The sequence below is a fragment of the Robertmurraya sp. DFI.2.37 genome (assembly GCF_029211245.1).
GTDB classification, from domain to species: Bacteria; Bacillota; Bacilli; order Bacillales; family Cytobacillaceae; genus Robertmurraya; species Robertmurraya methanolica_A.
Genome location: NZ_JARGEJ010000004.1, coordinates 51689 through 65321, shown reverse-complemented (window position 1 = coordinate 65321; position 13633 = coordinate 51689). Strand labels below are relative to the sequence as shown.

At 37.2% G+C, this 13633-nt stretch carries 13 protein-coding genes; 11 read left to right on the top strand and 2 right to left on the bottom strand.

From position 1 onward, the window contains the following. Positions 1-49: 49 nt before the first annotated feature. The gene (locus PZE06_RS03535; protein WP_150915284.1) at positions 50-499 is read right to left on the bottom strand and encodes a c-type cytochrome; all 450 of its coding nucleotides are present in this window, start codon (positions 497-499) and stop codon (positions 50-52) included. A gap of 234 nt (positions 500-733) precedes the next feature. Between PZE06_RS03535 and PZE06_RS03530 the strand changes: the two genes are divergently transcribed. From PZE06_RS03530 to PZE06_RS03480, 11 genes are all read left to right on the top strand, one after another. Beyond that, the gene (locus tag PZE06_RS03530) at positions 734-1456 is read left to right on the top strand and encodes a Crp/Fnr family transcriptional regulator (protein WP_150915285.1); all 723 of its coding nucleotides are present in this window, start codon (positions 734-736) and stop codon (positions 1454-1456) included. A gap of 569 nt (positions 1457-2025) precedes the next feature. After that, the gene (locus PZE06_RS03525; RefSeq protein ID WP_150915286.1) at positions 2026-2760 is read left to right on the top strand and encodes an IclR family transcriptional regulator; all 735 of its coding nucleotides are present in this window, start codon (positions 2026-2028) and stop codon (positions 2758-2760) included. An 87-nt stretch (positions 2761-2847) separates the two neighbouring features. After that, on the top strand, positions 2848-3816 hold the full coding sequence (locus tag PZE06_RS03520) for an ABC transporter permease (RefSeq protein ID WP_150915287.1): 969 nt from the start codon (positions 2848-2850) through the stop codon (positions 3814-3816). Between the two features lie 11 nt (positions 3817-3827). Continuing rightward, positions 3828-4688 carry an ABC transporter permease gene (locus PZE06_RS03515; RefSeq protein ID WP_225310651.1) on the top strand — a complete coding sequence of 287 codons (861 nt, stop codon included), beginning with the start codon at positions 3828-3830 and terminating at the stop codon, positions 4686-4688. A gap of 12 nt (positions 4689-4700) precedes the next feature. Then, positions 4701-5687 carry an ABC transporter ATP-binding protein gene (locus PZE06_RS03510; RefSeq protein ID WP_150915288.1) on the top strand — a complete coding sequence of 329 codons (987 nt, stop codon included), beginning with the start codon at positions 4701-4703 and terminating at the stop codon, positions 5685-5687. Beyond that, on the top strand, positions 5665-6657 hold the full coding sequence (locus PZE06_RS03505) for an oligopeptide/dipeptide ABC transporter ATP-binding protein (RefSeq protein WP_150915289.1): 993 nt from the start codon (positions 5665-5667) through the stop codon (positions 6655-6657). The genes PZE06_RS03510 and PZE06_RS03505 overlap by 23 nt, the downstream gene beginning before the upstream one ends. A gap of 128 nt (positions 6658-6785) precedes the next feature. Then, complete coding sequence (locus PZE06_RS03500; protein WP_150915290.1) at positions 6786-8375, top strand: ABC transporter substrate-binding protein; 1590 nt, start codon at positions 6786-6788, stop codon at positions 8373-8375. Between the two features lie 27 nt (positions 8376-8402). Further along, positions 8403-9797 (top strand): M14 family zinc carboxypeptidase, encoded by a 1395-nt coding sequence (locus PZE06_RS03495; RefSeq protein WP_225310652.1) that lies wholly within the window; start codon positions 8403-8405, stop codon positions 9795-9797. 115 nt (positions 9798-9912) lie between these two features. Continuing rightward, on the top strand, positions 9913-11535 hold the full coding sequence (locus tag PZE06_RS03490) for an amidohydrolase (RefSeq protein WP_191963189.1): 1623 nt from the start codon (positions 9913-9915) through the stop codon (positions 11533-11535). A 22-nt stretch (positions 11536-11557) separates the two neighbouring features. Next, positions 11558-12193 carry a pyridoxamine 5'-phosphate oxidase family protein gene (locus PZE06_RS03485; RefSeq protein ID WP_150915292.1) on the top strand — a complete coding sequence of 212 codons (636 nt, stop codon included), beginning with the start codon at positions 11558-11560 and terminating at the stop codon, positions 12191-12193. A 235-nt stretch (positions 12194-12428) separates the two neighbouring features. Then, positions 12429-12881: an SRPBCC family protein gene (locus PZE06_RS03480; RefSeq protein WP_095312526.1), complete on the top strand. Its 453-nt coding sequence runs from the start codon at positions 12429-12431 to the stop codon at positions 12879-12881. Positions 12882-12922: 41 nt separating this feature from the next. Here PZE06_RS03480 and bshB2 read toward each other — a convergent pair whose 3' ends face one another. Continuing rightward, positions 12923-13591, bottom strand: a complete 669-nt coding sequence (bshB2, locus tag PZE06_RS03475; protein WP_150915293.1) for a bacillithiol biosynthesis deacetylase BshB2 — start codon at positions 13589-13591, stop codon at positions 12923-12925. Positions 13592-13633: the final 42 nt, after the last annotated feature.

Sequence of the window (13633 nt, the reverse complement as noted above, 5' to 3'; positions counted from 1 at the left end):
CCTTGAAAGCGTTTTTTGATGAGGCACAGATGAGTACAGATGTTAAAAATTATTGTTCTGCTGCTTTTTTTAACTCCTCGACAATTTGGTCAATTTCTTCAGCAGATAAAGGGCTCCCGCCGATCACGGATGACATGACGGCAGAGGTTGGCTCTTTTAAAAATTCCTGAAGTGGCTTCCCGTGTTTCCCTTCAACTTCACTATAGGCTTTGGACAAGTCCGGTCCGGTTACTCCACCTTGAAGATTCAGCCCTTCCACGGCATGGCAGCCAATGCAGCCTTTTGTTTGAAGTATATTCTCTTCGTTGGAAACGTTTTCAACATCGGGTGTTTCGACTTCTTCATCTTCCTCTTCTACAGCAGCAGTCTGATCAGTAGCTTGTTCTTGTGTTAGCACAGTATCTTCATCACTGCTGTCGAGGATGATGTCATACACAAGATAACCTAGGCCAAGACCGATGATGGCGCTTATGACAAAGTGAATAATGGATGTCTTCAAAAGCTCTCCCCCTTTGCAAAGTGGTATTTTCATTACAAATTTATCCTATCCGTCAGTGATATTGTCAGGTGTGATTCACTTCACATGAAAGAAGCCTCTTTGTGAAGGTTTTGTGAAACTCCAATGAACGATTTTTAATATCACGGGAAATAAGAGAATAAATGTGATATTTTACACATTCTTGTTGAATTGGATTCTCTAGAATAGGAGTAAATCTATAAGGGGGGATTTGAGATGGAAAATCAGAGCACGGAGGTTTCCGCAATTCATGAATTTTTAAGTAAAGTAGAGGTTTTTAAAGATCTGCCGCCACAGTCTTTGCAAATAATTGATAAGCGAATCAAGAAGATGTCATTTAATAAGGGCGATAAAATTATATCTGAATACGAAAGAGCTAAAGGAGTATTTTTCGTCCATTCAGGCATGGTGAAGCTTACAAAACAAAATGAACAAGGGAACGAACTCATTGTTTGTATGAAGAAAAAAGGGGATATTTTTGCTGAAGCATGTTTATTTAATTATGGCGACCTCACCTATCCAGCCACAGGAACAATGATTAAACCTGGCGAAATCTATTTTCTTAGCACAGAGGATTTTGAACAAGAATTATTATTAAATCCAGAGTTGGCAGTGCAAATGATTCGATATATGGGTGAGACTCTCCGAGATCTTACTTCAATTATGAGAGATATTGCCCTTCTTGATGTTTATACGAAAACGATGAAAATGCTCGAGCGGTTAGCGGAGAAATTTGGGGCCAATCGATGTAATCGAATGTACATTGAACTTCCGTTAACGATTCAGGAATTTTCTACTCTGATTGGCACATCAAGAGAAAGTGTAAGTCGCGTTTTTTCAAAGCTAAGAAAAGAGGGCTTAATTGATATAAAACAAAAACATATCATTATTACTGATTGGTGTAAGTTCTGTGCAGTTTATAAAAATAAATTAATGTAGAAACGGTAGATTGTTGAAGAAAGGGAGTGCTCATTAAGAACATAGATTTCGAGGCAAGAAGCTCGATAAACGAAATGTTGCTTTTCCTTTGGAAAATAAAGTTGAACATTCTCCTACAATCATTTCGCCCCCTTGACTAGAAATCTCGATTCGTTTTAATCGCGCTTGGGCTCCCACTGTTTAGATATTGGAAATTTGGATAAAGGAAAATGCGAATAAAGCAAGCACTGTCAAACAGCTTGTTATTATTCGCTTTTTTATAATTTCCAATATAAAATTCAAGCGTAATGACGCTTATAACATTCTAAAAAACTGTGTCAGATGACCTGACAAATTGTAAGACAGATGAACTTAATTGAAATAAAATGATTGTAATAAATAGAGTTACGTTATGAAGTAGGGTTCTATTAATAGGGAAGCGTAGGGTTACTTAATAAGCCGAGCTTCAATCTTTACAACGAATTTTGAATTATTAGAAAATTTTAGTTGCTCACAAGAGTTTTTAGTGATATTATTTTATAAAATTCTAAATACTCTAAAAATAATAAGAAATGATATGGTGGTTAAAAATGACAAGATCGGTAAATCGAGCATTAGAAATTGTTTATCTTTTACTCTCTGACAATAGCAAAAAAGGTTGGCAAATTAGCGAAATTGCGGAGAATTTAAAATTGCCATTAAGTACGACGCACAGGCTGATTGGGACTTTAGTAGAGCATAAGCTAATCACACAATCAATTGATACTAAAAGATATTTAATTGGACCAAGATGGTTAGAAATAGGCTTGCTGCAACTAGAAAAAATGGATTTAAGAACAATTGCAAGGCCAATTATGGAGAGGCTTTCCTATGAGGTTAAGGAAAGCGTTTATCTAAGTATCCCAAACGATTATTTCTCTTTTCCAATTGAAAGAATTGATAGTCCTATGAAGGTGAGGATAGTTGAAAACCTTGGAGAACGAATTCCAATGAATATTGGTGCTCCTAATAAAGTAATGCTGGCTCATATGGATCCTTCTAAGGTAGAAGAGATACTAGCTAAATTATTGCAGACTAAAGAAGAGCAAAAGGAATTTTTTGAAACCTTAAAGCAAATAAAGAGTGAAGGATATAGTATTAGTTTTGCAGAGAAAACAGAGGGAACTGTCTCAATCGCTGCCGTAATAAAGGGGTTTGATAATCAAGTGGCAGGGGCCATTAGTATTGGACTTCTTAGTCATGATTTAAGTGAAAAAAGAATAGCCGAATTAAGCAATGCTGTAATTCGATGTGCTGATGAAATATCTGCTCGATTGGGTGGATAAAAAATTTGCTATAAAAATGGAAACACTTTCCGTACAACGGAAAAATAAGTACATTTCTTATCTGAATTGGCTAAAGGGGGTAATGGTGTGGGGAGTTTTATTATTCGTAGGAGCTTTACAGGAATACTTATTATTTTTGTTGCTATTTTCCTTAACTTTATGCTGATACAGCTCGCTCCAGGAGATCCTATCAGTATTTTGTCAGGGCAAGATAGTCCTTCACCAGAGATGGAAGAGGCATTAAGAGAGAAATACGGTTTAAATGATTCTGTAGGTGTTCAATTTCTAACATATCTTCGAACCCTTGCCGGTGGAGATTTAGGAGAGTCCATTTTAAGCGGGCGTCCCGTAAGTGAAATGATTGCGGAAAGAATAGGACCTACCCTTATGCTCACGCTTACAACAGCGATATTCGCTTTGCTAATCGGTACCATATTAGGCATATATTGTGCCCGACGCCCCGGTTCAAAATTGGACAACTTGCTTTCTGGCTTATCTTATCTATTCGATTCTATGCCGAGTTTTTGGTTGGGGATGATGTTTATTCTACTATTCGCTTCTTGGTTAGGAATCTTTCCAACCTCAGGAATGATTGATTTACGTGCAAATCATTCAGGAATTGCATACTACATAGATATTTTACACCATATGTTCCTTCCTGCTACTACACTAACATTACTTAGTATTCCATACTTCTTTAGGATCACTCGTTCTTCTGTTATTCAAGTTATGTCAGAGGATTTTGTCACAACTCTTAGAGCAACTGGAATGAAAGAAAGCAGAATATTCAATAAATATGTATTGAAAAATTCAATTTTACCGACCATTACTGTGTTTGGAATCACGATTGCATACATGATTACTGGGGTAGCTATTATTGAAATTGTATTTTCATGGCCAGGGATGGGAAGTTTCATGCTAAATGCAATTTCACGAAGAGATTATCCACTATTGATGGGAATTTATCTTGTGCTTTCAATATCGGTGGCTGTGACGATGATTGTAGTTGATGTTCTATATGCGTTTATTGACCCTAGAATAAGATACAGTAAGTGAGGTGGTTTATTTTGGAGATTAAGAATAATAATCAGAATATTTTTAAAAAATACACAAACAAAATTAATGAAATTAAACAATTAAAAGTAGGAGCTATTTTATTAATCCTATTATTAATTGTTTCCATATTTGCTCCGGTTTTCGCAACGCATGATCCATATTCATTAGGGGATGAAATGGTAGCCGCACCAAGTTCAACCCATTACCTCGGCACAGATGGACTAGGACGTGACGTATTTAGCATGATAATTTATGGCACTCGCACTTCATTAATGATCGGAATTGTGGCCGCACTCATTTCAGGGGTTATTGGAACATTGCTAGGCGGTATAGCTGGTTTTTTCGGAGGCAAAATTGATAGATTGCTAACAGAAGTAAACAACATATTTTTGATGATGCCGACTTTCTTCCTGATTTTGATCGTTGTTGCCCTGTTTGGAAGCAGTCTCATAAACGTCATGCTTATTATCGGATTAACAAGTTGGGTTGGTAATGCGCGTCTTATGAGAGCGCAGGCTATGTCATTAAGAGAAAGAACATTCATTATGGGGGCTTATTCTATTGGAGAAAAGAAATGGAAAATTCTATTAAAACATATTATTCCTAATGGGATATTTCCGATTATAGCCAATACAACCATGATCATATCTGGAGCAATTCTTACGGAGGCAAGCCTCAGCTTTTTAGGGCTTGGAGATCCCAATGTAGTCAGCTGGGGGCAAATTATATATAACGGCCGTGAATATATGACATCTGCTTGGTGGATATCGACTTTTGCAGGAATTGTCGTTGTACTCACTGTACTATCATTTTATTTAATTGGCGACGGGCTTAATCGTGTGCTTAGTCCTAAGCTTCATGATCAAAATTAGGTGGTGAGCAATATGTCTATTTTAGAAATTAAGAACCTCACAGTAACCTTCCATACAAAAGATAAGATTACAAGAGCTGTAAACAATATTTCACTTTCTGTTGAAGAACAGGATTCCATAGGTATTGTGGGAGAGTCGGGATCAGGTAAATCTACATTAGTAATGGCAATATTGCAATTATTACCAAAAAGAATTGCCAGAATAGAAGGGGAGGTCATTTTAGACGGGAATAATTTATTTCACTGTACAGACGAACAAATAAGGAGGATAAGGTGGAGGGATTTGGCTGTTGTGTTTCAGAAATCAATGAATGCTCTCAGCCCAGTCCATAAAATAGGAACTCAGATGTCTGATATTTATAGAATACATGAAAGCAAGATTTCCAAAAAAGAGCTTAAAGAGAAAATGATTTCATTACTAGAAATGGTGAATCTGCCGCCACGAGTATATGAACTTTATCCTCATGAACTGTCAGGTGGGATGATGCAGAGAGTATCGATTGCACTGAGCTTAATGCACAATCCTAAATTGTTGATTTTAGATGAAGCAACAACGGCATTAGATGTGGTAACTCAAGGTCAAATTTTATCTGAAATAAAAGAGCTTGAAAAGGAGCTAAACTTAACTCGTATTATGATTACGCATGATATGTCAGTGGTAGCTTCAGCATGTAAGAAAGTAGCAGTTATGTATGCAGGGAATATATTGGAGTTTGGATACGTAAAAGACGTTTTAGTTAATCCTTTACATCCTTATACTCAAGGCCTTCTAAAGTCTATCCCTACTTTTAAAGGAGAAAAGAAAAACATACGAGGCATTGCAGGGGCTTTACCCGATTTAAGTGTTCCTATTCAAGGTTGTATATTTGCTAATCGTTGTGAATTTGCAACAGATATATGTTATCAAATAAAACCAACTGAAGAGCTATTATCTGGTAATCATCGAGTGGCTTGCCACCTTGTAGGAGGTATGGAACATGCAAACGTTAATCACAGCTGAGGATAAAGCTATTTCCGTAAAAAATGTGTACAAGTATTACAAACAAAGAGGAAAAAAGCACAGAAATCAGGATATCAAATCGGTCGATGGTGTAAGTTTTTCATTAAATAAAGGTGAGATTTTAGGTGTTATTGGCGAAAGCGGCTGTGGTAAATCGACTTTAGGGAGAATTTTAGTAAAACTGGAGGAGCCGACGTCAGGTTCAATAAGCATTAACGGAGTTCCTTCTCAAAATTTATTCAAACAAGACCCTCTGGCATTTCGAAGAACAGCACAAATGATTTTTCAAAACCCATTTGATACTTTTGATCCAAGATACACAATTGCTAAAGTTCTTGTCAGTACGATGAAATTGCATAATATCGGTAAAAGCAAGGATGAACGGCTGGCCATGTGCATCGACTTGCTAGAAAAAGGAGGGTTAAAACCAGCGACAGAATACTTGCACCGATATCCACATGAATTATCAGGTGGACAATTGCAACGAATTTCAATCCTGCTTTCAATGTTGCTTGAACCAATGTTTGTCGTTGCTGATGAGCCAGTTTCAATGTTAGATGTATCAATTAGAGCAGATATTATCAACATGCTCGCAGACTTATGTAAACAGGAAAATACAGCAATGGTATTTATCAGTCATGATATTACGACAACACGATATATTTCCGATAGAGTTGCAGTAATGTATTTAGGACGTATTGTGGAGACTGGTCCTACTGATGAAGTCATGCATAACCCCCAGCATCCGTATACACGTGCGTTAATTTCCAACTCCGTTCAATTAGACTCCTTTGAAAATCAACAAATTATTCAAATAGCGGGAGAACCGCCCACACCAATTAATATGGGCCCAGGCTGTCGGTTTGCTCCTAGATGTTATCAAAGTAGAGAATCCTGTAAACATGAAGACCCAGAGTCAACACATATTGGTAATGGCCATTATGTCAGTTGTCCTTTTATTAATGAATAGATTGAACCAAGCATTCTTTAAAAAATAAGCTTTTATCTAAAACAATTCAAAATGGCGGTTAGAACTGGAGAGGTGTGAATAAAATTGCGTTTCTCCATCTAAATACAGATTAAAAGGAGTTTTGATGAATGAAGAAGAGATTTTTACTATTTATAAGCTTCGTATTTTTTGTTGGAATTATCGCTGGTTGTAGTGGTGGAACGAATGAAACGCAAGGGAACGAAGGTAATTCTGAAAGTGGTTCAAGTGGAGGGGACACATTAATTGTCGGCCTCGCTGGAGACCCGCAAACTTTTAATCCAGACGCTCGAGCAGATGACTTTCTATACCCAATTGCTCAAAATGTTTTTAGCCGATTAGTGAAGCTAAATAATAACCAAGAAATCATTCCGGATTTAGCAGAAAGATGGGAATTTAATGATGATGGAACTGAAATTACCTTCCATTTAAATGAAAATGTAAAATGGCATGATGGGAAAGACTTTACTTCAGCTGATGTTAAATTCACCTTAGATTCAATTAAAAATAATAATGGCTATGCAGTTTCAAACTTAAAGAGTATGGAAGAGGTTAGCACTCCGGATGACAATACGGTCGTAATAAAATTGTCCAATCCAGACGCTACATTTTTAGGGTATTTAGCCTGGTATGCCACTTTTATTCTTCCTGAGCATGTCTATAGTGGAGAGAATTGGGATTCTGGAACAAATATTGAACCGATCGGAACCGGGCCATTTAAATTTTCTGAGTACACAACAAGTGTGAATGTTACTTTAGAGCCAAATGATGAATATTTTGGGCAAGTGCCTTATGTAGATAGGTTAGTTTTTTCGATTATCCCTGATCCAAATACATTGGTACAAGCCTTTTACAATGGTGAGGTAGATGTTTTTGGAGGTTCTCCTCCAAGTTCGGAAATTGAGAAAATGAAAAATGATCCGAATATTGAAGGGGAGTCTAAGGTATGGCCTTCGCGACAATATTTAGTGTTCAATTTTGAAAAGGAGCCGTTTAATCAATTAGAGGTTCGTCAAGCAGTAGCTTATGCGTTAAATAACGTGGAAATTGTTTCAAAGGCCCAAAAGGGGGATGGTCAAGTGGCAGAGCACTTCTTATCACCTGTTTATAGTTGGGCAATATCAGATGAATATAAAGTTCCAGGGCATGATCCAGAAAGGGCAAAAGAGTTATTAGAGCAGGCCGGATATACCCCAGATAAAAATGGGAATTATTTGGGCATTACTTTTGATGTGTTTGAATCAGGTTCGAATGCGGATATGGGAACAGTTATTAAAGATCAGCTTAGACAAGTGGGCATCAATGTAGAGTTAAATATTTTAGAATATGCGACATGGCAGCAGAAAGTAAAAGATAACGCGGATTTTGAAATGAGTATGTTAGGTGGTTATCAAGGACCTGATGTAGGCTCAATATCTCCGAGAATAAGTTCGGATGGTTCCAACAATCTATCTCTATATAAAAACTCTGAATTAGACGAGCTTCTTGTCAAAGGAGCCCAATTGGTGACAGAGGAGGAGAGAGCACCTATCTATCAAGATATTCAGCGTATTTTGTCAGAGGATTTACCAATTTATCCAATATCTGAGTGGGTGGGTTATTCTCCAGTGCATTCATATGTAAAAGGGGATCCATCTTCCGATGAAGCGATTCAATCAACTGGTTTCTCTGAATACAACTATGTCAAGATTGAAAAATAAAAAAAAGTTGGTAAAGGAGATTTGTCGATGAATAAAACGATAAATATTCAGTCTGTTGTTGATAGGGTGCCAGATTATAAAGTTTTTTTAACGGTAGACGAAATGGATGAAAGTACAAGACAATTGGCTGACGAATTCCCTGATATTGTTACAGTATTTGAGGCAGGAAAATCTCGAAATGGACACTCTATAGAATGCATTAAAATAGGGAACGGAAAGAAAAATGCCTTATGTTTTGCATGCCCTCATCCGAATGAGCCGATCGGTGCCATGACTATGGAATATTTTTCCCGTGCTTTGGCAGAGGATGCCAATCTACGAGAGGCACTTGGGTTTACTTGGTATATTATCAAATGTATTGATCCTGATGGTGCGAGACTGAATGAAGGGTGGTTTAAGGGACCGTTTAACATTTACAATTATACTAAACATTTTTTTAGACCTGTCGGGTTTGAACAAGTAGAATGGACATTTCCGGTAGATTATAAAGAATTGCACTTTCATGAGCCACTTCCGGAAACGCAAGCCCTTATGAAAATCATAGATGAAATAAAACCTGAGTTTATGTATTCATTGCATAACGCTGGGTTTGGAGGGGCCTACTGGTATATTTCTAAAGATATTCCAGAAATTTATGAGGATTTACGTAGCTCGGCACTTAAACAGGGTGTCGCACTGAGTTTAGGAGAACCAGAAGCACCTTATATTAAAGAATTCTCACCAGCCGTATTTCAAATTATGGGTGTTGCGCAGTCATACGATTATACGGAAAAGTTCACAGGCAAAGCTCCAACTATTCATTCTGGAACCTCAAGTGCTGACTATGCATCAACAAAAGCTGATTGTGTTACTTTGCTCACGGAGTTGCCATACTTTTTTGACGAACGTGTGCAAGATTTGAGTGAAGGTGATATCACTCGTAAAGAGGCACTTTTAAAAAATATCGAAATGAATAAAAACCATTACAATCAATTAAAGGAGTATTTAAGTGAAGTGCGTCCATATTTAACAGAGAGAAATCCTTTTGTAAAACTGGTTGACCAAATCATAGTTCATCAAGAAGAGGGAAGTGAAGCAAAAAAGAATTGGGCATCAAGTAGTCTAGAATTTGAACAGCCTGCAAAGATAGCTCAAATTTTTGATAATCTTTACACAGCGAGATTTTATAATGGGTTGTCACTAGGTTTATCCATTCGTACGTATGATTATGAAATTGCTCGTCTTGAAAGAGAAGGAAATATAGATTTCGAGGAAATTGAAAAGCTTAAAAATACTCATAGACGGGGATTAAAGTGGTTAGAGGAGTATTGTAAAGAACTTGAACATGAATTGAATTATTCAGTTATCCCGATACAGAAGCTTGTTCGCATTCAAGTTGAGAGTGGCCTGATTGTTGCAAGCCATCTAAGCAAAAACAAATAAGGTAAATAATAACGACCTTTCTTGCTTTTTAGGACACAAGGCAAGAAAGGTAAAATTATTGAACTTTGCTACTAACAGGGAATATTGATTTCTATCTTTCCTTAGGAGGATGAGAATGGTGGAGGAGCTTTACTATAATGGTCTAATTTTTACCTCAAATACAGAACAGCCTTATGCAAATGCAATGGTCGTAGAATCAGGAAGAATAGTTTGGGTTGGGAATCAACGTGATGTTAAAAAGGAGGGAAAGAAGCTGATAGACCTCCAAGGGAGAAGAGTGCTTCCTGGCTTTATAGATGCTCATATGCATCCATTATTATTAGCAGAAGCAGAGCAGCAAATATATTGTGGTCCTCCGCTCATCAATTCAATTGAACAATTGCTACATGAAATAAGAAAGAAATATGAGCGTATAAAAGAGAATAAAAAAGATGAATGGATTCGAGGATGGGGGTTTGATGAAGCAAAACTAAGAGAACAAAGAGAGATTACCCGTTGGGATTTAGATAGGGTCGCACCAGATATACCAGTTATTATTACTAGAGCTTGCTCACATATAATTATTGTAAACAGTTTTGCCTTACAGCTTGCCGGGATTGATAAGTATACAAAATCCCCAATAGGAGGGCAAATTGGTGTTGATGAAAGAGGAGAGATAAATGGAATATTAAAAGAAAAGGCAAGGTATTTATTTTATGATATTATTTCTGATCTGACGCTTGCAGAAAATGCACAATTACTTACAAAGCTAAGCTCTAAGCTATCCTCACAAGGGATAACGACGGTTACTGATATGATGTCTAAAAACTCTCCAATTGATTATTATGATTTATACAAAACAGCGACAAGTCTCGGGTATAAACAAAGAACGGTTCTTTATTATATTTGGGAGGATTTACAGCATGTAATTACACTTCCTATGACCCAATTGGATCCTCTTGAACCCGTACATATTGGTGGTGTCAAATTATTCGCAGATGGAAGTATTTCTGGAAAAACAGCGTGGGTAGAGAAACCATATTTAGGTGATGGGAACAATACTGGTTTATCCATTACTACCGAAGAGGAACTTTTACAGGCGGCTGATTTTGCCAAAAAACAAGGAATTCAATTGGTCGTACATGCGATGGGGGAAAACGCAATTAAACTTATTGTAGATACATTTGCCAATCAAGAAATGTGGATTCAGGATGCTCCCTCTATAAGAATTGAGCACGGATCTTTTCCGACAATTGAGACATTAAAAAAGGCGAAGGATGCAGGTATAGGATTTGTTACTCAACCTATCTTTCTTTTCGCTGAATATGATAGTTATTTGAATAATTTAGGAGTTAGTAGAGTTGAAAAGTCCTACCCTTTTAAAACAATGTTAGAGCATGGAGTGACCTTTTCATTTTCATCAGATGCACCTGCTACTTCGTGGCCAGAGCCTTCGGATCCATTTATCGGGATTAAATCTGCTGTTACCAGAAAAACCTACACTGGATTGGAATTTAACCGAAATGAAAGAGTTACGATAGAAGAAGCTATCCTTTTGTATACAAAATATGCTCAACAAATTATTCGTGTTCCGAAGATAGGGCAATTAAGGCCTGGTTACTTTGCTGATTTCATTGTGTTGAATAAGGATATTTTGACTATTCATCCCGAAGAGATAGATGAAATAAAGGTTTTAGAAACATATTCTGGAGGGGAAAAAATCTTTTCTTTAGAGGAGCGCACAAAAGTCAGTGGGTGAAATTAGGAAGGAGGGGAATTGAATGCGTCGAGAATTACCATTTAGTAAAATGATAGAATCAGAAGAAGAAATACGAGCGTTAGTTGGTTATCCAAGTGAAATTGTAACCAAGAAAGTGGTTCATTATTTAGATGAGCATTGTCGTACGTTCATCTCTTTATCGCCTTTTTTGACAATGTCGACAGCTAATAAGTCGGGGTTTTGTGATGTTTCACCAAGGGGAGACAGTCCAGGTTTTGTATTGGTTTTAAATAGAAATTATTTAATCATTCCTGAACGACCGGGTAACAGGAGATTGGATTCGCTCTCAAACATAATTAGCAATCCAAAGGTTGGGCTTTTATTTTTTATTCCAGGATTAGGAGAAACGTTACGGGTTAATGGGAAAGCTTTTATAGTGAAGGATGAGGAGTTGCTTAAGCAAACGGCTGTAAATGGGAAAGCCCCTATGTTAGCCATTGCTGTCGAAGTGAACGAATGTTTTATCCATTGTGCCAAAGCATTTAAAAGATCTAAGTTATGGGATTCCTCATCATGGCATAGTAAAGAAAAATTACCATCGGCTGCAAAGATGTTACGTGATCACACTAAGTTATCCGATTATTCATCAGAGGATTTAGAAGAATTGTTAAAAGAGGATTATAAAGAACTTTATTAGTATGAAGTACATATGAGTATTGGGCAAATTACTTAAGAGGACGACTCCTGCAGGAAATGCTAAGTTTTTCGGACATCCTCGTCTTTTAGTTAAGCTAAAAGGATAGAGAAAGTGATCTAAAAATGAACACCGATACATAACAAAGCCAAGAACTTTAAAACTTTTTGACTCTTGACTAATACTTGTAGCTTTTGAGACGATAATCCTATCACTTTTTGAAAGATGAGGTTGTGTTATGGCGGATTTCCAATCAAGTATTATCATTGAGAGACCTGTAGCGGAAGTATTTGAGTATTTAATAACGTTGGAAAATATTACAGATATCATGCCCAATGTGGTGAAGTTAGAAAAATTGACAGAGGGTCCGATTAAAAAAGGGACGAAACTATTAGAAACAAGAAATGTTCGCGGAAGAGAGACAAAAGCGGAAATTGAAATTATTGAGTATGAGCCCAATCGAGTTTATACAACGGAAAGTGTTGCAGGTGCCATCACGATTACGTATAAATACTTATTTGAAGCGATTGAAGAAGGGACACAAGCTCAGTTTGAAGCCGATGTCAAAATAAAAGGGCTGTTCAGCTTTTTCTCAAGACGTGCACTTGTGAAAATTCTTAAACAGGAAGATGGTTATTTGCTTCGATATTTAAAGGAAGAAGTTGAAGGAAAGAAAGAAGGGACTGAGTAAAAAGGCTGGCTTTTTACACAATCCCTTACTGATTCTCTGACTTAATCTATGTTGTAGCTCCAGAAGCGCTCGTTTTGGAGCCATGCAATAATTTGTGGATCGTTTTGCTTCAATTTTTCCTCGGCATCAGCGACCATTAATTGGGTCTGGGAACGATGCGCTTTGATTGTCGCAAGCTTTGTTGAAATAAAAGGATGAACATCATGAATAATATCCGGTTCCCCTAATTTCTCGACACAGTTCTTTGAGAAGGCCACTAAATTTAATTTCGGTCTTTTCTCCTTTGGCATTCGTTTTACCGTTTCGACGACGGCGGCCCCTGTTGCATCATGGTCTGGATGGACAGAATATCCAGGGTAAAAACTAATAATAAGAGATGGATTGACTTCAGCAATGATTGAGCTAAAATCAGTGATTAATTTCTCTTGATCTTCGAACTCAACGGTTTTATCGCGATAGCCAAGCATTCTTAAATCAGTGATTCCTAATGTTTGTGCAGCGTTTTGTAGCTCCTGCTTGCGGATTTGTGGAAGTGTTTCCCGATTGCAGAAAGGAGGATTTCCCATGTTTCTCCCCATTTCACCTAAGGTTAGGCAAGCATAAGTGACCGGCGTCCCATTGCTTATATGGCTAGCGATCGTACCGGAAACACCAAATGCCTCATCATCTGGATGAGGGAAAATAACTAATACATGCCGTTCTTTTTCCATTAAAGATCGTCTCCTTTCATACTATCACTTTATAGTGAGTTG

Bases quoted from the DNA above. Each gene is read 5' to 3' on its own strand.
- PZE06_RS03530 (WP_150915285.1), top strand. From the start codon at position 734: ATGGAAAATCAGAGCACGGAGGTTTCCGCAATTCATGAATTTTTAAGT.
- PZE06_RS03525 (WP_150915286.1), top strand. From the start codon at position 2,026: ATGACAAGATCGGTAAATCGAGCATTAGAAATTGTTTATCTTTTACTC.
- PZE06_RS03510 (WP_150915288.1), top strand. From the start codon at position 4,701: ATGTCTATTTTAGAAATTAAGAACCTCACAGTAACCTTCCATACAAAA.
- PZE06_RS03505 (WP_150915289.1), top strand. From the start codon at position 5,665: ATGCAAACGTTAATCACAGCTGAGGATAAAGCTATTTCCGTAAAAAAT.
- PZE06_RS03500 (WP_150915290.1), top strand. From the start codon at position 6,786: ATGAAGAAGAGATTTTTACTATTTATAAGCTTCGTATTTTTTGTTGGA.
- PZE06_RS03495 (WP_225310652.1), top strand. From the start codon at position 8,403: ATGAATAAAACGATAAATATTCAGTCTGTTGTTGATAGGGTGCCAGAT.
- PZE06_RS03490 (WP_191963189.1), top strand. From the start codon at position 9,913: ATGGTGGAGGAGCTTTACTATAATGGTCTAATTTTTACCTCAAATACA.
- PZE06_RS03485 (WP_150915292.1), top strand. From the start codon at position 11,558: ATGCGTCGAGAATTACCATTTAGTAAAATGATAGAATCAGAAGAAGAA.
- PZE06_RS03480 (WP_095312526.1), top strand. From the start codon at position 12,429: ATGGCGGATTTCCAATCAAGTATTATCATTGAGAGACCTGTAGCGGAA.
- bshB2 (WP_150915293.1), bottom strand. From the start codon at position 13,591: ATGGAAAAAGAACGGCATGTATTAGTTATTTTCCCTCATCCAGATGAT.